Origin of the sequence: Chryseobacterium gambrini (assembly GCF_900156825.1) — a bacterium.
Taxonomy (GTDB): Bacteria; Bacteroidota; Bacteroidia; order Flavobacteriales; family Weeksellaceae; genus Chryseobacterium; species Chryseobacterium gambrini.
Genome location: NZ_FTOV01000002.1, coordinates 344,314 through 365,986 on the forward strand (window position 1 = coordinate 344,314; position 21,673 = coordinate 365,986).

Below are 21,673 nucleotides of genomic sequence, written 5' to 3' on the forward strand. Positions count from 1 at the left end.
GTTTTTTATTTTAAGCTTTTTCAGCATTCATTTTCTCTTTTAAACTGTCTTCATACAATTTCGCATCGCTCCATTTTGCGTGTTTCGATGGTAAAATGGTATATCCTTTTTTATAGGCGTAAACTTTCGTGTATTCTGCGCCAAAGAAAATCAGCATACAGGAATAATTAATCCACATCATGATCAGGATCACGGTTCCTGCAGCTCCGAAAGCGGAAGTAGGTTTCGTGGTTCCGAAATAAAGACTCAGTAAAAATTTACCCAGAGTAAACAATATTGCCGTTAGAAAAGCTCCGTTCCAAACCGGTTTCCAACGCATTCTTACATCAGGAAGAATTTTAAACATCAATGCAAAAAGCAACATGACAATGGCAAAACCGATTCCGAAATTCACAAGCTGAACAATAAGATAAGTTTCCAGTCCAAAATAATTCGTAATCCAGTTATTCAGAATGCTGATCATTGAAGAAAGCACCATTGTAATCATCAGCAAAAAACCGATAATCAGGATCATTCCTAAAGAGTTGGCTCTGTCCATTAAAAATTTAACGAATGCTTTCTGAGGAGTTGCCTGAACATCCCACAAATTATTAAGCGAGTGCTGAAGCTGAAAGAAAAGAGTAGTGGAACCGAAAACTAATGAACCGACTCCTACAGCTTTCATAAAAATATTTTCTCTGTCAATTAAAGCCCCTGCAATCATGTCCTGAATACTTTTTGCAACATCTTTTCCCATGATTCCGCTGATCTGATTCGTGATTTCTCCGCGAATGGCTTCCTCTCCAAAGAAATATCCTGCAATCCAGATGATGATAATTAAAAGCCCGGGAATTGAAAAAATAGCGTAATAGGCAAGACTTGCGGCATCACTTGAAGCCGAAGAGTTATTCCATTGTCTGAATGATTCTTTTAATGTTTCCCAGAAAAATTTTAATTGTTCGATCATTGATGGTTTGGTTTAGAAAGGATATCCGATGGCGATATTCAGGATTAGATTATCTTTTCTCCAGCTCGAATCTCCAAAATTAATTTTATCAAATGTCCATCTTTCACCCCTTTCATAATAAGGAACACGCAATGGCATGGCAAGATCCAGTCTCAGGATCAGGATAGAGAAATCAAGTCTCAGACCAAAACCTGCGCCTACAGCTATTTCGCTTAAAAATTCTTTGGAAAATTTCGCTCCCGGTCTTTGGGAATCTTCATTAATCAGCCATACATTTCCGGCATCGGCAAACAAGGCAACATTTAAAAATTTATAGAGATTGGCTCTGTATTCCGCATTCAGTTCCAGTTTTACGTCTCCCGACTGATCAAAATAATAGCCGGGTTTAATGGTTCTCGGATCAAAACTTCCCGGTCCTAAAGTTCTTGCGCGGAAGGCTCTCACACTGTTGCTTCCTCCGGAGAAAAACTGTCTGGAAAAAGGAATATACTCCGAATTTCCGTAAGGATAAGCAACTCCCGCAATAGCTCTTGTCGCCAAAGAAGTTTTTTCATTGAATTTATGATAAAACCTGAAATCATTCTCAATTTTGGCAAACTGACTGAACGGAACACCGAAAATTTTTCTTTCTTTATCTTTTTCAACATTCGCTCCGGTAATCAAACCGGTTAAATTTCCTGCAAGATCCAAAGTTCCTTTATAATAAAAAGTATTTGGCTTTTGGAGCATCGTGTTTGTATACGTATAGGAATAAATCGGTCCGAATATCAACTGAGGTTTTACCACTCTTTCTAAAGCATCGTTATTTTGAGAAATTGAATCGTAAAGAGGAGTAATATTAGCCGGAGAAACATACGTGATGTCAAAAATCTTCAGATCATGTTCTTTTCGTGCGTTTTCTTTCCAATTGTACCCGAAAGATCCCGTAAACGTATTGAGGGAATAATATTCTGTTCTGTTCTGGAATTCATAGCCAACCGAAATATTGGTTCTCGGAACAAACGCGCTCGAAGAATTAAACCTGAAAGGTGCAACAATTCTAGGAATCGAAAGCTGAGCATTCGCTCCCATTCTGAAAATATTTTTCGCATTTTCTGGACCTCCGATCTGGAAATCGAAAGCACCGTACACAGAAGCTTTAAACTGTTCGGCGCCGCGGAAAAAATTACGGTGAGTCCAGTTAAGATTCACTTCACTTCCGGCGTAATTTGCAGAATTGGTTCTTCCCAAAGCTTCGAGACGAAGCGACTGAAGCTCTCTCGGAGTCAGAAGATAATACGTGTCAAATTTATGCTGTAAAGAATCAGAAACAATGAATTCATTTTTCACAAATTTGAAAACACCAAGACTGATGAGCCTGTTCAGCGTAAGATTATGATTGGTTCTGTTGTACAGATCCCCTTTTTTAAAATATAATGCTCTGTCGAAAATTTTTGGTTTAAATTTATTCTGAGGATCAATAACATAAATGTCGCCGTGTTCATATTTCTGAAGCGAATCTGTGTTCATCGGGATCGAATATTTTCCCTGTTTCACATCCTGAATACTATAATTCGGGAAAACAATTACTTTATCAATGCTGAATTGTTGCGTAGACAGATCCGGAGTATTATCCTTCAGCTTCACATTCAGTTCCACCTTGTGGTTTTTGCTTACCGTACTGTCTGCCTGAACAATAAGATTGTCGGGATGAAAATAATAAAACCCTCTTTCTTTCAGTCGGTTATCTATTCTTTCTCTTTCAGATTTTATAACATCCAGATCGAAAGGATTTCCCTGCTTCAAAAGCGTGTTGTCTTTCAGATTCTGGATTTCCTGATTCACCAGTGAAGAATCTTTCTGGAATTTTACATTGCTGATCAGATATCTTGCTCCCGGTTTTAAAGTGTAAATTACTTTGGCTTTTTTATTTTTGGCAACCGTATCATAGGTAGCTCTTGCATTGAAATATCCTTTGTTTTCAGAATAATTCACAATGATGTCTTTATTGAATTCGCGGTCTACATCACCCAGCAAAACAGGTTTTTCTCCCACTTTATATTTCAGCCAGTAGTTGAAGCCTTTTTCTTTTTTCGGCTCTTTGGCAATATTATAAAAATACAGTTTAGGTCTTAATCCTAAAAATGAAGAGTTCGGTTTAGGAGTCAGCTTATCCTGAAGCGCGCTTTGAAGATCTTTCTTTTCCTTTTTCGGCAAAGTGTCGTTTTCAATCTTCACTTCCGCTCCTGTGTAAAGCATCTGTCCTTCCTTAAGAAATCTTGTATTGCTGCAGGAAAGCGTTGCAGAAGCCATTCCGCAGGTGATTAAAAATTTAAAATAGGTCTGATAACTTTTTTTCATTTACTTAAATTCTACAACTTGGTTTTGTTGGTTTTTTCTGGATTCCTTCTGCTTTCTGTTTTTAGATTTCTGGAAAATATCGCGGAACTTGTCATAGTCCAAAGTGATGATAAATCCTACGCCTGTTTCTACGATCTGCCCCTGAAGCGCAACCTGATATTCGTTCTTGCGGTATGCGCGAAGCATGTATCTTCCGTCTCTGGAAAGGCTGTAATCCACTGTTACGTCTCCTGCGATATTCGTCATGTTTTCATTTTGCCGCGCTTCTCCTTCCAGTGCAAAATTACTTCCCACAGAAACTTTCAGACGGTCGTTCAGTAATTTTTTACTTAACCCTACATTCAGGTCTGTTCTCGTATTTTTAGATCCTGTAGAATAATCTTCAGAAGATTCAAGATCAAAATTAAGATCCACTCCTTTAATAAGATCCGAGGCAAGATTATTTAACTGTTGGGAAAGAATTTTACTCACACTCTGTCTTGCCAGCATTTCTCCCGAAAGTCCCGCTCCGGATTCAAAAGGATTTTCCCCGATAAATCTGTTGAGAAGAAGAAGGGCAAAAACCTGTTTGTTCATTTCAGATTCCTGAGTTCTCAACTGGGCAAGCTTCTGATCTACAATATCTGTAACCGTGGAAGAAACCGCGTTATTTTTTTCGTCTGTGGTAATATCAAAAGTAATTACAGGTTTCAGCAGTTCACCTTTCATTTTCAGTAACGTGCTGAAAGGAATTCTCTGCTTAAACTGATTGAGTGTAGAAGCCTGTTCTCCGCTGATCTGCTGTTCCACAAGATCAATTGGGGCGGCTTCGGTTTTATAGACGGCAGTAATATCCAGATTTGCCGTTGTCGGTTCTCCGGTCCATGTAATCGTACTTCCTTTCTGAATATCAAATTTACGTTTCAGAACACTTACCGTCATTTCATAACTTCCGGATTCCACTTCATAGACTCCGACAAGCGTGGTTTTTCCCGATGGATCGACTCCGCCTGTTAATTCCGCTTCCCCCTGAAGTTTCACAAAATCTCCGTTGGCTTTGTCAATCAGCAAAGACATTTTTGCTTTCTTACTGATTTCAATATTCACACTTACGTCCATTCCCTTAATTTTACTCTGGGCATTTAAAGAATCTGCCTTCACGGTTTTGTTTAAAACAACCTGATCCTGATCGATAAATTCTACAATTCCGTCTCTTTCCTGAAGCGTAGGAGAAGACTGCGGAAGCACAAAAGTAAAGTCGGTGTTATCTGCAACAGCCAGTCTTCCGTCCACCTTCGGCAAATCTAAATTTCCGCGGATGTGTAATCCTGCATCAATAGAGAGAACGCCGTACATAATGGCATCGTTGGATTTTTCAGAATTTACTACTTTGAAATTCTGTGCATCTACATCAAGATTAAAGGCAAAATCTCTGTATGTCTGCGTAAGAACCTGTCCGTCCACTCTAAGCGCGTTTCCGTCTTTATCTTTAATTTTAAAATTATCAAACTCAATTCCGCGGTTGGTAAAGCTGATTTCGTCATTCAGTTTTCTGAAATCACTTCCTGTTTTGGCAATTTCCAGTCCTACATCATTGAATTTTACTTTACCTAAAATATTCGGTTTGGATGCTGTTCCTGTAATCTTCAGATTTCCGGAAAGATACCCTTCTGTATTGTTTATCGCATTCATCGAGAATCCCTGTACAGATTTCATCTGAAGCTGATTGATCGCCATATTCATATCGAATGTGCTGGAAGAAATATTGTAATCTCCCAGAATTTTCACATCGTTGTTATTTCCGGAAAGTGCAATATTCGCATTCAGTAGATTCGGAGCATTATTATTGACTTTTATGGCAAGATTTCCTACCGGATTTCCGTAGACAATCAGATCAGATACATTGAGATCTGAAGTGAAGGTCATGTTTTTCGTAATATTTTTAAGCTGAGCCGTTCCGTTGATGGTTCCTCTTGCCAAAACCGTATCTTTTTTAATTAATTCGGTGATGGTTTCAATCTTAAAATCCTTCAGAGAAACATTCAGTGGAGCATTCGGAGTCTGGCTTTCAGATTGTAAGGCAATTTCGCTTCCCGCGTTGGAAAGTCTGAAATTATCTGCGAGAATTCCGTTTTTGCTGATCTGTATTTTATTTCCTTCAGAAACCGTCCAGTCAGAATAATTTAATTTTAAACCATTCGGATTTAAAGAAATTTCCGTGATGTCGTTCAGTGATTTTGCATTTCCGGCAATCAGGAACTGGGTAACCTCTTTCTGGTCTTTTGTGGTGATGTTATAATTGATGATATTATTGGCAACATCTCCTGTAATTCCTACTTTATTCAGTGCGAAACTGGAGCTTTTTAATCCTGCAACATAAAGATTGTATTGTAAAGCCTGATTTTCGTTCGTTACTTTTATGGTGGCATCTTCAATAGAATTTTCACCGTAAAGAACCTGCGGAATCTGTCCGTCGATCTCAATTTTCTGAGAATCTGCGTCGTAATTTCCGTTTACATTAATCGTTTCAAAACTTTTAAGATCCGGGACAAATTTTCTGATCAGATCATCATTTTTAATTTTTGCATTGAAGGTGAAAAACTGTCCTGCCTGAATTTTCTGTGCTTTTCCGGGTTTTTGAAACTGATAATATTGGTTGACTGTATTCGATAAAGCTCCGAAAATCTGCGTCAGTTTATATTTTCCTTTTAATTCGACATCTGCAATCTGGGAATTGAAAATAATATTAGTGGAATCTGCAGTTGAAGACGCTTTTAAATTCACTTCCTGAATCGGGTACACTTCTTTGGTATCCGAAAAGGCAAAGTCCTTTAAATTCAGATAACCGTTCAGATTGTCGGGATCGAGATTAGAAAAATCTCCGTCTATTTTTCCGGCAAGAATCATGGGATCTTTATAGAATCCCAGTTTGTTGAGGTCTAATTTTATGACTTCTCCGTTTACTTTTACCGTCGGATTTTTTTCGTTGTACACTCCGGAAGCGGTTAACATCATGTTCGCATTCGGATCTTTTGAATTTAAAACAACGTTATACACTCCGCGGCGGATTTTTCCGGTAAGGTTCATGTTCTGATAACGGTATCCTTTGTAAACAGCCGAAGCAACATGACCTTTAAGATCGGCATTGGCATTTTTAAAATCGAAACTTTCTCCTTTCGCGTAAATTTGTGCAGAAATGGCTCCGATTTCTTTATTCTGGATGATTTTCCCCAACTGAAGTCCCTGAAGATTTGCTTTTACATCATACAGCTCTCTGTTTTTTCTGCGCATATCCACATTTGCCTTAACGGAGGCATTTCCAAGCGTAGAGTAGAGGTTAAGGTCTGTTGCAACTACTTTCGTAGTTCCTTTTGCAATTCCTTTGATGCTGAAATTGGAAGGCAGCGAAATATTTTTCGGAATTGTATTTTTGGGAACCAGATTGTAAATGGTTTTTGCTGATGAAGATAATTCCGCAATTTTCAGATCGTAATACAACTGATCCGGATTCATTGCATTTTTCACTCTTCCGGATGCGGCAACCCGTAGCTGATCGAGACCTGAAATTTTCAGATTATTAATCAATAAATCATTGACACTTCCTTTTACATTGGCATTAACATTTAAAAACGCATTGGGATATTTGTTGAAAGGTGTGGTATTTCTTAAAGTCGGAACAATATTCAGAATATCCGAAAATCCGATCTTTGAATCTTTGATGTTGGCTGAAATCTGTACGGCTCCTAAATTTGAGCTTAACTGTTCTATTGAATTGTAATTTAATACGACCTCATCGCGCAAAATGGTTTTTGGGGTCTGCAGATAAAGATCTTTTAAATAAGCCTGTTTATCATTATACACAAAATCTGTATTGAATTTCTGAATATCCAGTCCTCTTGCTTCCTGAATTTCTGCGGAATTTACGTTTCCTGCAAAAGTATTGTTCTGCATTTTGAAACTTCTGACTTCAAGATTGAGTTTGGAAAAATTCAGATGATTGAAATCCATTCCCTGTTTGGTAGGAGCAATTGCGGTATTGTTGTAGGCGACTTTTACATCATTTAAAACAAATTTTCCTAAAAGAAGACTGAGTGCTTTTTCTTTCTCCGAAGGTTTTGAAGCTTCCGGCTCCGTTTTCGGATTGGCATTTTTCGCAGGAAGATATAAATTGGCGTTAATATCGGCTCCGGAAAGAAACACATTATCCACATTGTAAGCGTTGTTTTCCAGATCGAGTTTATTCACTTTCGTGCTTAATTCTTTAAATAAAACTTTAGCGAAAGTTTTGGTATTGTCATCTCCGTAATCGATGTTGAAATTGGTGAGTTTAATTCCTCTTAAACCAATCTGCATCGGCTTTTTATTATTAAGAGAATCGACTTTTCTCTCTACTTTTTTGGAGACCTCTTCTACAAGATCCTGCTTCAGTTTCAGTTTTAAGCCGTCTAAATTGATGTCGTTTACGGCATAAGAATTCTTCTGAAGATCAAATGTTTTTACCCTTGTATCAAAAGATTTAAAGTAAAGCTGAATATCATTTCTGGATTGCTGATCGTTGAAGGTAACACCGATGTCTTTCAGATTGATTTTATCTAAAGAAATAATGAACGGTTTGGAGGCACTTTCTTCCTTATCGCTTGTTGCAAAAGCATCCAGAATATAATCGAAGTTAAATTTTCCGTCGGGTTTTCTCACTACATTGGCTCTTGCTCCTTCCAGATCTACAGAGGTAATATCTGCGGTGGAGTTGATGAGTTTAAGCATATTTAAACCTACATCCAGTTTTTTTACTGCCAAAAGGGTGTCGATATCCTGACCTTTCAGATAAAGGTTTTCCATCACGAGACTGTTGGGAAAGCCGACGTAGACTCTTTCGAGACTAACTTTTGTTTTGATTTTTTTCTCCAGATAAACAACCAGTTTGTCTTTGATAAAGTTCTGAACAACAGGAAGTCTTAAACTAAGTACTAATAACGAAAAAAATACCAGTATGGATATAATGGTAATTGCAAAACGCTTTAAGAGTTTTCTTTTATTGATTTTCAGTTTCAAAAGTGATCGGGTTTATAACAAATATAACAATACTTACCGTACTGTTACTATGTTGTGGTACACTTTTTCTTAATACAAAAACCCTGCCTCGACTGCCAATTATGGAATTTAGTTTAGTTTATTGTCAAGTGAATAGTTGAAAATGGCAGTCAAGGCAAAGGTTTGAATTGTTTAAAAAGCCCCCTTTTAAATCATTTTTTCTGTTGAAAAGGTTTAGCAAAAATGAAAATTCAAAATGTTTAGTTAGTGTATGGATAGGGGGCTTGGCATGGTTTAAGTGTTGAGATAATTATTTTTTATTCGTTTCCGTTCTCCCATTTTACCTGTTCGCCTTGTGGGGCAGCACCGCCCTGAGCCGGAGTAATAGGAGGGGTTTCCTGATTGATATGATAAATATAGGCTGCGATTTTTTCGGCATCTCTTCCTGTAATGGTTCCTTCTTTAATCAGAGGTCTCATCGTAGGATTATTAGGTGAACCGTTTTCCAGCATCCAGATTACGTTTTTAAACAGGCTTTTCTGTTGTACATTAATCCAGTGTGTGTCTGTAAGGTTAGGACCAATTCCGCCTTTTCCGTTTTCTCCGTGGCAGGTTACGCAGTTTGTTTTAAATAATTCCTGACCTTCCGCGATGTTGTCTGCACTGTATTTTGCAGTTTCCAGTGTTACCTGTGGTGCGGTTTTTTCAAACTCGGCAATAGAAGCAAGCATTGTTTTGGTTTCTGCATTCAGTTCTGCATCCGGATGCGCATAATCTGTGAAGGTAAAGGCAATTAGATATACCGCACAGAAAATACAACCGAAGTAGAATAAGCCGATCCACCATTTTGGAAGAGAATTGTCTAGCTCCGTAATTCCGTCGAATCCGTGATCGATAAGAATATCTTTTTCCTCTGTTGCAGACTGCTTTTTGAATGCCGAATTCCAGAGTTTCTGAAAGTAAGGTGTATTTTTATCTTTAATATAGGCTGCTTTTTCTTCGTCAGATAATTTCTTAAAATTTTCACCTTCAATTAAATCTCCGATGGAATTCATGATGAGAAGAAGAATAATGGCAATAAGCATTAATCCCCAGAAAAAAGGTGAAGAAAAATATCCTGAATCGTGCGCGAACATTTCGAACGCCATAATCGTTAAACCTACTGTTACGAGAATGTAGATTGAAATCGGGGTTCTTGTTTTCATGTCAATTTAATTTAAATTATTCTGCACTTGCAGTTTGAATCTGAGTGGTTTTGATGTCTGTTCCTAATCTTTGCAGATAAGCAATCATGGCTACGATTTCTCTTTTTTCCAGCGGAACGAATGAAGCTCCTTTTGCAGCACGGTCTTTTTCCACCTGATCTTTCACGTCTTTCGCTTCAGAATAAATTCTTTTCACAATACCATTTGCCTGATTGTCTGCCCATTGGTTTGCGGAATCTATTTCTGCTTTTGAATAAGGAACGTCAAAGTAATTTTTCATTAATTTCATCTTGTCTACCGTCTTTGTTCTGTCCAGTGTATTGCTAATCAGCCAAGGGAAACGCGGCATTATAGAACCCGCTGAGGTAATTCTTGGATTATACATATGTTTGAAATGCCATGAATCCGGGTTTCTTCCACCTTCTCTCTGCAGATCCGGTCCTGTTCTTTTAGATCCCCAAAGGAATGGTCTGTCGTAAACAAATTCTCCTGCTTTGGAATACTGTCCGTTTTTGCCTTCAAATCTTACAATTTCATCACGGAAAGGGCGGATCATCTGTGAGTGACAGGCGTTACAGCCTTCGCGGATGTATAAATCTCTTCCTTCCAGTTCCAATGGTGAGTAAGGTTTTACTGCGGTAATGGTAGGAACACTCTGTTTTAAGGTTAATGTCGGAATAATTTCTACCAAACCTCCTATGGCTACGGTAATGAAAGCCAATATTGCCATAACTCTCGGGGTTCTTTCGATCCATAAGTGGATTCCTTCGCCTTCTTTTCTTGCAGATCCGATATTTGCCAGTGCCGGAGCTTCTGCCGGAACGTTTTTCTGGAAAGATCCTGCTCTGACGGTTTTAATAACATTCACCACCATTAAAACAGCTCCTGAAATATAGAACAGACCTCCTAAGAATCTCATTTTATAGTAAGGAATAATTGCAGTTACGGTATCCAGCCAGTTTTTCCAAACTAAAGTTCCGTCCGGATTGAACTGTTTCCACATTAATCCCTGTGTAAATCCTGAAATATACATCGGAACGGCGTAGAAAATAATTCCTAAAGTTCCCAGCCAGAAATGCCAGTTGGCTAGTTTTCTGGACCAAAGCTGTGTTCTCCACATCACCGGAATCAGATAATAAACGATACCGAAAGCCATGAAACCATTCCATCCTAATGCTCCGATGTGTACGTGACCGATTACCCAGTCTGTATAGTGACCAATTTTATTTAAAGATTTTGTTGCTAAAAGCGGACCTTCAAAGGTTGCCATACCGTAGCATGTTACCGCAACAACGAAGAATTTTAAGATAGGATTTTCTCTTACTTTGTCCCAAGCTCCTCTCAAAGTCAGCAATCCGTTCAGCATTCCTCCCCAAGACGGAGCGATCAGCATGATGGAGAAACCTGTTCCCACCGCCTGTGCCCAAGCCGGAAGCGCAGTATATTGTAAATGGTGTGGTCCTGCCCAAAGGTAAACGAAGATCAGAGACCAGAAGTGAATAATGGATAATTTGTATGAAAATACAGGTCGGTCTGCCGCTTTCGGTAAGAAATAATACATTAAACCAAGAACCGGAGTTGTGAGTACGAACGCTACCGCATTATGACCGTACCACCACTGAACCAAAGCATCTTTAGCTCCTGCGTAGATGGAATAAGATTTCCATGTAGTGAAAGACAACGGAACTTCAAGATTATTGAAGATATGAAGCATTGCTACGGCAAGCCAAGTTCCCATGTAAAACCAGATGGCTACATAAAGGTGTCGCACCCTTCTTTTGGCAATGGTTCCGAACATATTGATCCCGAAAATAACCCATGAAATGGTAATTAAAATATCAATCGGCCATTCGTGTTCTGCATATTCTTTTGAGGTATTGATTCCCATAAGGAAAGTAATAACCACAGAAACAATCATGATCTGCCATGTCCAGAAATGAATCCATGATAAAGTGTCGCTGTACATTCTTGTTTTAAGAAGTCTCTGCATACTGTAATATGCACCGCAGAAAAAGGAATTACAGACGAAAGCGAAAATTACAGCACTCGTATGCAGCATTCTGATTCTCCCGAAACCTAAAGCTCCCTGAGTATTAATAAGTCCCTGAATATTTCCAGATACTAAACTTTTAATCGTTGTATCATCGGTTCCGAATAAAAATTCCGGAAGCTCAGGATAAAAAAGCATCAGCGCAGCAGTAAGCCCGAGTAAAAAACCCACCAAACCGAATGCGATTGTAGCATAGAGGAATGCTCTGACAATATTATTGTCATAATTAAATTTTTGCGTCTCCATAATTCCTATTGTGTTGTACTGAAGTTGATATTTTTCTATTAAAGCCTAATTCTACAAACAAATTTTAAGGTAATATTTAAATATCATGTAGTGTAATAATGTTTTGACAAAGGTATTTACTAACTTTGTGTAAGTCTAATAGATATACTTCTAAAATATACCGAAAACTACTAAAACCAAGAGAGATGAAAATATGCGGACAAAATATCAGGAAAATAAGACGAAGTAAAGATTTTACTCAGGAATATATGGCTTTTGAGATGGGAATTTCTCAAAAAGCCTATTCTGATATCGAAAATTCCAAAGTGAAGATTAATCTGGAAATCCTTACCAAAATTTCTGATATTTTAGAAATTAAACCTTCTGATATTTGCAGTATTTCAGATAAATGCGGTAATGGTTTTGAGGATAAGTATAATGATCTGGTAGAATATATGAAAAAGAACGGAATTGAAGTTCCTAAAGAATATTTATAAATATTGTTAGATATAAAATCGGAAAGGCTGCTTTTTTTGAGGCAGTCTTTTATTTTTAAATAAATTAAAAACGGAGAAAATAAAAATTTATTAAAAATAACGAAGCTGAAATTCTGAAAAAAAGAAACAAAAAACCACCCTTAAAAAGGATGGTTTTTGTAGACTCACAGGGATTCGAACCCCAGATGACTGAACCAAAATCAGTAGTGTTACCGCTACACCATGAGTCTCTGTTTGTTTTAGTGGTGCAAATTTACAGCTTTTTTTATTACATACAAGAAAATTTTAAACTTTTTTTTAAATTTACTGTATATTTTATTCACGGAAATTATGCTGATAGACTTCAAGAATCTCAATATTAATCAATTATCCTTTGAAACGGAATTCGAAATCAGGGTGAAGAATTTTCTGAACGAATGGTTTTCAGATTCTGATACGGTAAAAGTACAGACTTCCGGTTCTACAGGAACTCCCAAAGTTTTTGATATTGAAAAAAGCAGAATGATGAATTCCGCAGAGATGACCTGCGATTTTTTGGGATTGAAAGAAGGAGATACGGCGTTAATCTGTCTTCCGGTCGAATATATTTCAGGGAAAATGATGGTCGTTCGTTCGATGATGAGGAAATTAAAATTAATTGTTGCTGATCCTTCTGTAAAACCTGTAGAAACGTTAGACCGGAAAATCGATTTCTGTGCGATGACTCCGCTTCAGGTGGAAAATTCTTTAGATAAACTGTACCTGATTAAAAATCTCATCATTGGCGGAGCTGCCGTTTCTGAAGATCTGAAAAAGAAAATGCAGGAAGCTCTGAAAACTTCAGACTCTGAAACCTATATTTTCGAAACCTACGGAATGTCTGAGACCCTTTCTCACATTGGATTAAAACAGATTTTACCTGAATCTGAAGAGTATTTTATGGTTTTTGAAAATGTAGAAATATCTTTGGACGAAAGAAACTGCCTGACAATTTATGCTCCAAAATTAAATCCCGACATCCTTCAAACGAATGATTTAGTTGAAATTAAAAATGGAAAACAGTTTAAATTTCTCGGGAGAATTGACAATGTGATAAATTCAGGAGGTGCAAAAATTTTCCCTGAACAACTGGAAGCTCTGGTAAAAAAAGAAATTCCGAATGAAGTGGTTTTCTTAGGAATTGATGATGTAAGTCTGGGACAGAAATTAATTGCAGTACTTGAAGGCGAAAAATCGGACGATTTAATTAAAAAAGTAAGAGAAATTCAGTTTGAAAAAAGTTTTCACAAACCGAAAGAAATTATTTTTGTTGAAAAAATTCCGAGAACGCCCAATGGAAAAATATCGAGAAAAGAACTTTTAAAATTGATTTTATGAAGAGACAATTGATAAAAATTGCTGTTATTTTTGTCATTTTTCTTACCGGTTCGATGTTTTATTTTCAATGGAGTGTGAGAGAAGCTGAAAAACAGGATCAGTATGAAGAGCCTTTATTCCAAAATAATATTGTTATAAAAGGAATAATTGATGATATAAGCGATTCTGGTAATCATTGTTTTAATATCATTTATCTGAAAAGTTTTAAAAGTACAGCACATTATTTTAATCCTTTCAGGAAAAATACTTATCCCTATGCAATTAATGGCAGGAATTGTGAAATATATTCTTGGGCTTGTGTGCATGATGTGGAACGTGGAGATTCAATAATTATAGACTCCAATAAAAGAAGTTTTTTGATTATTAAAAAAGATACGGTGAATAATTTAAGAAGCGATTTGTCTTTTGTGGACAGAGAGCTCAATTATATAAAAGAACATTCAAAATTAAAATTTTAAATGAAAGATTTTAACAAAGAATTAAGCTATAAGACTTCCCGCAGCAGCGGCGCAGGAGGACAGAATGTGAATAAGGTGGAAACTTCCGTAACGGTTCTTTGGAATGTTCAGGAATCAGGATTTTTCAATGAATTTCAGAAAAATCTTATTCAGGAAAAACTGAAGAACAGAATTAACGCAGAAGGATTTTTATTTTTAACTGTTTCAGAAAGCAGAACGCAGCTTGCCAATAAAAATAAAGCGATGGATAAGATCCTTGAAATCGTGAATAAAGCTTTGGTTGTACCCAAAAAACGTCTTGCTACAAAACCTTCAAAAGCACAGAAGCAAAAAAGATTAGACACAAAAAAGAAATTATCAGATAAAAAAGAGAATCGGAAGTTTAAATATTAATTCAGTTCTAAAAATTTCCCATATATCGTAAAGTAACATTGGATTTCGTATTCTGATCCGGGATGATCACCAGATTCCCTGTCTGATCGGTGTCTCTGTACGTTCTGATGATTTTCATTGATAAACGGTCGTTCGCATTCAGTTTCAAAACACCGGTAGCATTTATCGCAATGGAATATAAGCCAATCGGAAAACTTTTTGTTCCTTCAAGATCAAAATTTACGGGATTATTGGCGGATGCAGTTACTCCGTTTACATAGATTTTCATATCAAGCTGTTCTCTTTTAAGATCGTTTCCATTGTTTTTTTTGATGAACGAAGCTGCCTGTATATGATAATATCCTGCTTTTTTTACCACAAGTTCTCCGGAAGTGTTAATCTCAAAATTAGAAGCATCATTGGTGGTGAAATCTTCAAAATCTAAAGTTCTGTCGTTGGAAGAACCCAACTCGTTCATATTTCCTTCTTTGAAGGTATTTTTTGTTGTGGCATACAAAATAGATTTGTTGCTGGAAACCCTGCTTAAAGACAAAAATCGTTTCCATTCTGTTCCGTTCCACCAGTAAAATCCTTTTTGGGCAGTGTCGGCAGAATTCAGAAAAACCATAAGACCTTTTTCTTTAACATCCGTTGTATTTAAGGCATTTACTCTCGGGATAATAACACCGGAAATACCCGAAGGATTTGCCTGATTGTCGGGCTTAACATCCAGTGTGGATTTGGGAGCCAGATTATTGATTCCTATCTGAGCCGTTACTTTACCTGTACATAAAAATGCAAGGGCGAAAAAAAATATGGAGAGCTTATTCATGGTGTTGCTTAGTTTAAATTAATGATGGTTAAAGTATATGGAGTATCAACACTTACAGTATTGGCGGCAGTTGTAGTTCTTGTTGTTTTTACAGTTAAAACATCATCCTTATTTAAAGGAAAAATGGTTGCAATATAAAAAGTAGAAGATCTTCCAACGGTATCTCCTCCCGGAGCTGTATTGGTTGAGGTAAGCTGCGTATTGGAAACTCCGTTAATTAAAATCTCTGTGATGTATTCATTCACATTATTTACAGCATCTTTATAAACGCCTCCTGTAAGAAAAATATAATAACTTGCTGTTTTCCCGATTTTCAGACCTCCGTTGCTAAGACTGAAACTGGGATCCAGACTGTTGATTGTGGTCAGAGGAATTGTTCTGGACTGCACACCGTTTCCGCTCATATTATTCGGAGAAAAAGAACTTCCGGAAGCAATAGTTTTGGAAACATCCAGTCCGGCAGCTTTAAGATCCATGATATATTCCCAATTGCTTTTCGCATGATCCCAATAATAAAATCCCTCCAAATTAGAATCTGTTGTATTTCGAAGATAGATTAACATTCCGTCCTGGTTGGAGGAAGGCGATGCCGTGGGAAACTTATCTACTACCGGAACTCCCAAACCAACTGTAGACTCAGGTAGTATTTTATTTTTAGCATCAAGATGTAAACTAGCTTTAGGATTGGTGTTATTGATTCCTATCTGCGATTTTATAAATATTCCGGCAAAAAGAAAAAGAGATTGAAGCAGTGTTTTTTTCATGATTCTTAGTTTTGTATAAAAAATAAAGTCAGATTATTAATTCCGAATGCCTGATAATTATTGGGGCCTTCGTTCGACTTTGTTACGGTGGCTGTTAAATTATCCCCCACATTTAATCTTCTTAAAAATGAAAAAGCAGTACTTACGGAAGCTGTGGATTCTGCAGCCATCGAAGTCTGAACAGAAGACGCCTGAACTCCGTTTACCAGAACTGAAAAAGTAAAATTGGCATGCTCTTCCGCTCCGGAAGGTTTCTTACTGTTTCCTGTAAAAGAAATAAGATACAATCCCGCTTTTCCCACTGTAATCGTATTGTTGTTTAATGTAAACCCGTCTGTAGTGGCTTTTATATACCTCGAAAAATTAATATTTCTTGATAATGCCGTTCCTGTATAGCCTTGTCCGTCAAAAGAATATATGGTATTGTCTGCGTTTCTGTCGATGGATTCGGGAAATGAAACCCAACTGGAGCCATCCCAGTAATAAAATCCGTCGGCAAGTGTAGCATTGTTTTCTAAAAAAATAAATTGTCCCAGTCTTGAAGGATTTACGGAAGGAAGATTTTGTACTTTGGGTACTATAATTCCGTCTTTGCCTGTAGGACTTGCTGAAGAAGAAGCTTCTATATGCAGTGTGGCTGCAGGGTTTTTTGTATTGATGCCTACTTGCGCATAGAACGGCAAAGAAAAAAACAAGGCAACACATCCTGAAAGTATGTTTTTTTTCATTCTTATTAGTTTTTAAAATTTTATACAAAATTTCAAATGGTAACGGATAACGGTATTAAATTATTTTAGTTCGTTGTTAATTGAACCGTTCAAAATTAAGTTAAAAAATTGATAATAATGATTATTTTATTGAAAAATTGTTAAATAAATTTTTATGATAGATGATTTATTTTGTTTTTTCAATTATTGTAGAAATATTCATAATTCTTGTAATAGTACAGTGGCATTGGTTTTTTTTGCAAATTTTTAATATTCAATGCATAGAATTAAAAAGAAAGATATTTCATTTTATAACCTTTTAGGTTTGTGGTTTTCTTTATATATTGCGGCAAATTTTCAGAAAGTAATTTAGAGATCTCCAATTTTTAAATATTAAATAATTTTTTAAACTAATGATCAAAAAACTATTCGCATTGGGATTATTCTCAATATCAGTATTCTCTTTTGCACAAAAAGTTTCTATTTCTCCATCGGTAGGTTATGCGTGGCGACTGGCAAAAACTCCGGACAACATTCCAAGAGATCAGAAAGAATACATTAAAGGAATTAAAAGCGGTCTTAATTTCGACGTTGCATTGCGCTACGAAGTGAAAAGAGGACTTCTTATCGGTTTTAAATATTCCAACTACAGTGCTTCTACAAGCGGAAGATTAAGTGTGGCAGACAATACGGGAAATATTGTTTCGGCAAATGTAAGTACAAAAGACCAGATTAATTTTTATGGTCCTGAACTTACCCTAACCAATGATGCTCACGAAACAAAGCACAAACTGTTTATGGATGTCGCTTTAGGAGCAATGACTTATACGACAAAAACAGGAACGGTAAAAGGAAAAGGAACAACATTCGGGGCGGAACTGGATCTTGCCTATCAGTATGAAGTAAGCAAGAACTTTTTAATCGGTCCGAAAATCGGACTTTCCGGAGGAACCCTTAGCAAAATGAGCTTTAACGGACAGTCGGTAGAATTCGGAGAAGACCAAAAAGAAGGTTTAACGAGACTTTCTTTAAGTGCAGCCGCTACATTCCGTTTTTAAGTTTTATCTTTGCAAAAATTATAAAAAATGAGCAAACCGATAACTGAGTTCATAGAAAAATACTACCTGCACTTCAACGCAGCTGCATTGGTGGATGCTTCTAAGGGATATGTTGCACATCTTAAGGATGGCGGAAAAATGATGATTACTCTTGCCGGAGCAATGTCTACTGCGGAGTTGGGGAAAATTCTTGCAGAGATGATCCGTCAGGATAAAGTAGATTTCATTTCTTGTACAGGGGCAAACCTTGAAGAAGATTTAATGAATCTTGTAGCGCATTCTCACTATGAAAGAGTTCCTCACTACAGAGATCTTACGCCACAGGAAGAGTGGGATCTTTTGGAAAGAGGTCTGAACAGGGTTACAGATACGTGTATTCCTGAAGAAGAAGCTTTCAGAAGATTACAGAAACATATCTATGAAATCTGGAAAGATGCAGATAATAAAGGAGAAAGATATTTCCCGCACGAATACATGTACAAAATGATCCTTTCCGGAGTTTTGGAACAGTATTATGAAATTCCGAGAGAAAACTCATGGATGATCGCAGCGGCGGAGAAAAATTTGCCGATTGTAGTTCCGGGATGGGAAGATTCTACAATGGGTAATATTTTCGCATCTTACTGCATCAAAGGAGAACTTAAATTCTCTACGATGAAATCAGGGATCGAATATATGGCTTATTTAGCAGACTGGTACACTAAAAATTCATCAGGAAAAGGAGTGGGATTCTTTCAGATTGGAGGAGGTATTGCCGGAGATTTCCCGATCTGTGTGGTTCCGATGCTGTATCAGGATATGGAAATGCATGACATTCCGTTCTGGTCTTACTTCTGTCAGATTTCAGATTCAACGACTTCTTACGGTTCTTATTCGGGAGCAGTTCCGAACGAGAAAATTACCTGGGGTAAACTGGATATTACTACACCGAAATTTATCGTTGAAAGTGATGCAACCATTTGTGCACCATTAATGTTCTCTTATATTTTAGAAAATTCTTAATCAGAATAATATAAATTTACATAAAAGGCTTATTTTGTAAGCCTTTTATTTTTTTAAGTAAACATAACTCATAATTTTTTTAGAAATACATTTTTAAAATTCACAGAAACACTCTTCTATTAAGATCAAAGAGTTTTGGTTTAAGATCTTTTCATCTTTTTATAAGCGAAGCGGATTTGTGAAACAAAAATAGTTATAGATAAAAATAAAAACTCTGTGAACTTCGTGTTCAGAAAATCGATACACTAAAATATATTTATTCTAATTGGAAGCTTTTCAGAAAAATAAATTCGATGCTTTAACAGGAATGCGCGCTGTTGCAGCGATTATGGTATTTGTATATCATAACCGTAAATACTGGCGTAATGATCTGCCGTTTGAAATCATGCGTTTCATCAGCGAGTGGCACATTGGAGTAACCGTTTTCTTTGTTCTTAGTGGCTTTTTACTCGCTTACCGTTACGAAGAAAAACCTCTGGAATCCAAAAAATCTTATTTAAAATACATTTTACTGCGGATCGCCAGAATTTTTCCGCTGTACTGGATTTTACTGAGCGCTTTTTTTCTGGATGTAAAATATTCTAAAGATGTAGATACATATTTCTTACAGTATTCGCTTTTTTACTCTTTATTTGAAAAATACTCTGTCTCAGGAATCGTTCAGGCTTGGTCGCTTACGGTAGAATTTTTCTTTTATCTTCTCGCTCCGTTTTTATTTCTTTTGCTTAAAAAAAACTGGAGCTACTGTATTCTTTTTTTAGCCGGATTTTTTCTTGTAGGTTGGGGAATCGGTTATGGTCTGCATGAATATAATGGAAATCCAGAAGGCTTTTTATATCCTCTGAAATTCATGACAGGAAGCACGTTTTTCGGAAGAAGTTCTGAGTTTTTCTTCGGAATGTTGCTGGCTTATTTAATGAAGAAAGAGAAAGGTATTCAGTTTTTAAAAAAATTAAAACGGTCTACTTTAATGGGCGGTGTTTCAATTATTCTTTTAACTATTGCCATTGCATTTTTTGCCCGGAATAACTTTGTTCATGGAGTAGAGCGATGGGAAGGAAGACTGATTCACGAATTTTTGCTTCCAATCGCGATCATTATTTTCTTTTGGGGACTGATGTCTGAAAAAACATGGATTTCAAAGTTTCTTTCTTCAAAACTATTGATTCTTCTGGGAAATGCCTCATTTGTGTTTTACCTGATCCATTTGAGTTATTTCAATATGAAACTCAAATCCTACATTTATCTTCCCGACAGAAATTTTGTCCTGTTGTGGATTTGTTCAATCATTATTTATCTGCTGATTGAGAAACCTCTCTATGAAAAATGCAGAAAATTAATTGCTAAAATTAAATAAAACTTTTCTCGGTCTAATCCATCGAATTTATCAGTACAAAATAACGGTAGGCAAGAATTCCTTTCTGAATTTTTGTCAGTTTGCTTGGATCTTTATCACTTAATTTGGGTAAAATTGCCTTATTTATTGTATTCAAAAAGCGGAAAAACGATTTTTTCATAACTTTATATTTTACAGATTGAATTTCAATGGTCAATTCAAAAATAATGCAAAACAAAAATGGACGAAATATTTAAAAAGCAGGTTTGGGAAATCACTAAGTTAGTTCCGAAAGGCAGAGTGACGAGTTACGGAGCAATTGCCAAAGCAGTGGGCTATCCCAATCATTCCCGCCACGTTGGAAAAGCAATGGGAGGTTGTCCTAAAGATGTTCCTGCGCATCGTGTGATTTCAAGTTCAGGAAGTTTATCAGTTCCGGAATTTCAGGAAAGACTGGAAGCAGAAGGGATTACTGTGGAAAATTTCCGGATTAAAAATTTCAAAAACCTGTTCTGGAATCCTCTGGAAGAGCTGTAAGAAGAGAATAATTACTATTCAGCAGAGAAAAATTACGGCTGAGTCTGTTTTTTTAGGGTAAAATATGTTTAACGTTTAGTTTTGCTTCATAAAAATTAAACAATGAAAACAAAAATTTTACTTTCCGCACTTTTCTTATTAACAGTTTGCTTTTCCAAAGCGCAGATGGATGATAATTTTTATCAGCCAAGTAAGGTACTTCGCCCTGTAGAAGACCTCACATATGAAAATTTTTCTCTTCCTGTAAAAAACGATACGATTACAGGAATTATTTTAAAGCCAAAATCGGGAAAAGCAAAAGGGACGGTTTTATTCTTTCACGGAGCAGGAGGAAATGTTACGACCTATTTATTCATGACGAAACCTTTGGTTGAAAATAATTTTCAGGTGGTCATGGTAGATTTCCGTGGGTATGGAAAATCAACAGGGAAACCGACTCACGTTAATATCGCATCAGATGGGCAGATTTTCTTTAATGCGATGATTCAAAGACCCGACATTGCCAATACAAAAATTATTCTGTACGGAGCTTCCATGGGATCGCAGATTGCTGCCCATTTAGCCCGAAATAATAAAACTAAAATTGCAGGACTGGTGATGGACGGAAGCCTTTCTTCTTTCACAGATATTGCGATGTATTACAAACCTGAACTTAAGGAAGTGATTTCCCAATACGTTGTTTCGCCGTATTCTGCCAAAGAAGATTTACAGGATACAGAAGGACTTCCCAAACTTTTTATCCACAGTAAAGAAGATAAAGAGGTTCCTTATTCGGAAGGATTTGAGAATTATATCAAGGCTTCTTTGCCAAAAGAGTTTTTGGAATATTCCGGAAATCATCTGGAAGCCATGAATACTCAGGCTGAAAAAATTGTTTCGGCTATTGATAAGATGCTGAATAAATAAGAGTTTTCGGTTTCGGCGGCGAAGCCGCCGAAACCGAAACCGAACAAAGAATCCGGCGGAGCAAAGCTCCGC

General features: G+C 36.8%; 18 protein-coding genes and 1 tRNA gene. 9 read left to right on the forward strand and 10 right to left on the reverse strand.

The window, feature by feature from the left end:
- Positions 1–10: 10 nt before the first annotated feature.
- The 5 genes from BW951_RS05175 to ccoN all read right to left on the reverse strand — a co-directional run bounded on the left by BW951_RS05175 (position 11) and on the right by ccoN (position 11,797).
- The gene (locus BW951_RS05175) at positions 11–946 is read right to left on the reverse strand and encodes a YihY/virulence factor BrkB family protein (protein WP_076390803.1); all 936 of its coding nucleotides are present in this window, start codon (positions 944–946) and stop codon (positions 11–13) included.
- A gap of 12 nt (positions 947–958) precedes the next feature.
- Complete coding sequence (gene tamL, locus BW951_RS05180) at positions 959–3,286, reverse strand: translocation and assembly module lipoprotein TamL (protein ID WP_076390804.1); 2,328 nt, start codon at positions 3,284–3,286, stop codon at positions 959–961.
- Positions 3,287–8,317, reverse strand: a complete 5,031-nt coding sequence (locus tag BW951_RS05185; protein ID WP_084196360.1) for a translocation/assembly module TamB domain-containing protein — start codon at positions 8,315–8,317, stop codon at positions 3,287–3,289. It lies immediately after the preceding gene.
- A 296-nt stretch (positions 8,318–8,613) separates the two neighbouring features.
- Positions 8,614–9,501 carry a cbb3-type cytochrome c oxidase N-terminal domain-containing protein gene (locus BW951_RS05190; RefSeq protein ID WP_076390805.1) on the reverse strand — a complete coding sequence of 296 codons (888 nt, stop codon included), beginning with the start codon at positions 9,499–9,501 and terminating at the stop codon, positions 8,614–8,616.
- 16 nt (positions 9,502–9,517) lie between these two features.
- Positions 9,518–11,797: a cytochrome-c oxidase, cbb3-type subunit I gene (ccoN, locus tag BW951_RS05195; protein WP_076390806.1), complete on the reverse strand. Its 2,280-nt coding sequence runs from the start codon at positions 11,795–11,797 to the stop codon at positions 9,518–9,520.
- A gap of 185 nt (positions 11,798–11,982) precedes the next feature.
- Between ccoN and BW951_RS05200 the strand changes: the two genes are divergently transcribed.
- Positions 11,983–12,273, forward strand: a complete 291-nt coding sequence (locus BW951_RS05200; protein WP_076390807.1) for a helix-turn-helix domain-containing protein — start codon at positions 11,983–11,985, stop codon at positions 12,271–12,273.
- Positions 12,274–12,432: 159 nt separating this feature from the next.
- Here BW951_RS05200 and BW951_RS05205 read toward each other — a convergent pair.
- Positions 12,433–12,503: transfer RNA gene (locus BW951_RS05205), tRNA-Gln, on the reverse strand.
- Positions 12,504–12,603: 100 nt separating this feature from the next.
- Between BW951_RS05205 and BW951_RS05210 the strand changes: the two genes are divergently transcribed.
- Genes BW951_RS05210 through arfB form a run of 3 tightly spaced genes read left to right on the forward strand, consistent with a single transcriptional unit; the run spans position 12,604 to position 14,480 of the window.
- Positions 12,604–13,629, forward strand: a complete 1,026-nt coding sequence (locus BW951_RS05210; protein ID WP_076390808.1) for an AMP-binding protein — start codon at positions 12,604–12,606, stop codon at positions 13,627–13,629.
- Complete coding sequence (locus BW951_RS05215; RefSeq protein WP_076390809.1) at positions 13,626–14,087, forward strand: hypothetical protein; 462 nt, start codon at positions 13,626–13,628, stop codon at positions 14,085–14,087. Before BW951_RS05210 ends, BW951_RS05215 begins: the two co-directional genes overlap by 4 nt.
- Positions 14,088–14,480, forward strand: a complete 393-nt coding sequence (gene arfB, locus BW951_RS05220; protein ID WP_076390810.1) for an alternative ribosome rescue aminoacyl-tRNA hydrolase ArfB — start codon at positions 14,088–14,090, stop codon at positions 14,478–14,480.
- Between the two features lie 7 nt (positions 14,481–14,487).
- Here arfB and BW951_RS05225 read toward each other — a convergent pair whose 3' ends face one another.
- Genes BW951_RS05225 through BW951_RS05235 form a run of 3 tightly spaced genes read right to left on the reverse strand, consistent with a single transcriptional unit; the run spans position 14,488 to position 16,783 of the window.
- Positions 14,488–15,291, reverse strand: coding sequence for a hypothetical protein (locus tag BW951_RS05225; RefSeq protein ID WP_076390811.1), 804 nt, complete (start codon positions 15,289–15,291; stop codon positions 14,488–14,490).
- A gap of 8 nt (positions 15,292–15,299) precedes the next feature.
- A complete protein-coding gene (locus tag BW951_RS05230; RefSeq protein WP_076390812.1) occupies positions 15,300–16,055 on the reverse strand; it encodes a hypothetical protein in 756 nt (251 codons plus the stop codon).
- Between the two features lie 5 nt (positions 16,056–16,060).
- Complete coding sequence (locus BW951_RS05235; RefSeq protein WP_076390813.1) at positions 16,061–16,783, reverse strand: hypothetical protein; 723 nt, start codon at positions 16,781–16,783, stop codon at positions 16,061–16,063.
- Between the two features lie 392 nt (positions 16,784–17,175).
- Between BW951_RS05235 and BW951_RS05240 the strand changes: the two genes are divergently transcribed.
- From BW951_RS05240 to BW951_RS05250, 3 genes are all read left to right on the forward strand, one after another.
- A complete protein-coding gene (locus tag BW951_RS05240) occupies positions 17,176–17,820 on the forward strand; it encodes a hypothetical protein (RefSeq protein ID WP_076390814.1) in 645 nt (214 codons plus the stop codon).
- Between the two features lie 27 nt (positions 17,821–17,847).
- Positions 17,848–18,822, forward strand: a complete 975-nt coding sequence (locus BW951_RS05245) for a deoxyhypusine synthase family protein (RefSeq protein WP_029295769.1) — start codon at positions 17,848–17,850, stop codon at positions 18,820–18,822.
- Positions 18,823–19,087: 265 nt separating this feature from the next.
- Positions 19,088–20,179: an acyltransferase family protein gene (locus tag BW951_RS05250; protein ID WP_076390815.1), complete on the forward strand. Its 1,092-nt coding sequence runs from the start codon at positions 19,088–19,090 to the stop codon at positions 20,177–20,179.
- 13 nt (positions 20,180–20,192) lie between these two features.
- Here the strand turns inward: BW951_RS05250 and BW951_RS22660 are convergent, their stop codons facing one another.
- Entirely contained in the window at positions 20,193–20,339 is a 147-nt protein-coding gene (locus tag BW951_RS22660; protein ID WP_175608788.1) for a hypothetical protein, read from the reverse strand.
- Positions 20,340–20,398: 59 nt separating this feature from the next.
- On the opposite strand from BW951_RS22660, the gene BW951_RS05260 reads away from it, so the two are divergent.
- Together BW951_RS05260 and BW951_RS05265 are read left to right on the forward strand one after the other, a co-directional pair.
- On the forward strand, positions 20,399–20,695 hold the full coding sequence (locus BW951_RS05260; RefSeq protein ID WP_076390817.1) for an MGMT family protein: 297 nt from the start codon (positions 20,399–20,401) through the stop codon (positions 20,693–20,695).
- A 102-nt stretch (positions 20,696–20,797) separates the two neighbouring features.
- Positions 20,798–21,601 (forward strand): alpha/beta hydrolase family protein, encoded by an 804-nt coding sequence (locus BW951_RS05265; protein WP_076390818.1) that lies wholly within the window; start codon positions 20,798–20,800, stop codon positions 21,599–21,601.
- Positions 21,602–21,673 lie beyond the last annotated feature (72 nt).

Coding starts and splice junctions, on each gene's coding strand:
- BW951_RS05240 (WP_076390814.1), top strand. CDS start 17,176: ATGATCAAAAAACTATTCGCATTGGGATTATTCTCAATATCAGTATTC.
- BW951_RS05265 (WP_076390818.1), top strand. CDS start 20,798: ATGAAAACAAAAATTTTACTTTCCGCACTTTTCTTATTAACAGTTTGC.
- arfB (WP_076390810.1), top strand. CDS start 14,088: ATGAAAGATTTTAACAAAGAATTAAGCTATAAGACTTCCCGCAGCAGC.
- BW951_RS05175 (WP_076390803.1), bottom strand. CDS start 946: ATGATCGAACAATTAAAATTTTTCTGGGAAACATTAAAAGAATCATTC.
- BW951_RS05210 (WP_076390808.1), top strand. CDS start 12,604: ATGCTGATAGACTTCAAGAATCTCAATATTAATCAATTATCCTTTGAA.
- tamL (WP_076390804.1), bottom strand. CDS start 3,286: ATGAAAAAAAGTTATCAGACCTATTTTAAATTTTTAATCACCTGCGGA.
- BW951_RS05200 (WP_076390807.1), top strand. CDS start 11,983: ATGAAAATATGCGGACAAAATATCAGGAAAATAAGACGAAGTAAAGAT.
- BW951_RS05245 (WP_029295769.1), top strand. CDS start 17,848: ATGAGCAAACCGATAACTGAGTTCATAGAAAAATACTACCTGCACTTC.
- BW951_RS22660 (WP_175608788.1), bottom strand. CDS start 20,339: ATGAAAAAATCGTTTTTCCGCTTTTTGAATACAATAAATAAGGCAATT.
- BW951_RS05260 (WP_076390817.1), top strand. CDS start 20,399: ATGGACGAAATATTTAAAAAGCAGGTTTGGGAAATCACTAAGTTAGTT.
- BW951_RS05235 (WP_076390813.1), bottom strand. CDS start 16,783: ATGAAAAAAAACATACTTTCAGGATGTGTTGCCTTGTTTTTTTCTTTG.
- ccoN (WP_076390806.1), bottom strand. CDS start 11,797: ATGGAGACGCAAAAATTTAATTATGACAATAATATTGTCAGAGCATTC.
- BW951_RS05225 (WP_076390811.1), bottom strand. CDS start 15,291: ATGAATAAGCTCTCCATATTTTTTTTCGCCCTTGCATTTTTATGTACA.
- BW951_RS05190 (WP_076390805.1), bottom strand. CDS start 9,501: ATGAAAACAAGAACCCCGATTTCAATCTACATTCTCGTAACAGTAGGT.
- BW951_RS05215 (WP_076390809.1), top strand. CDS start 13,626: ATGAAGAGACAATTGATAAAAATTGCTGTTATTTTTGTCATTTTTCTT.
- BW951_RS05230 (WP_076390812.1), bottom strand. CDS start 16,055: ATGAAAAAAACACTGCTTCAATCTCTTTTTCTTTTTGCCGGAATATTT.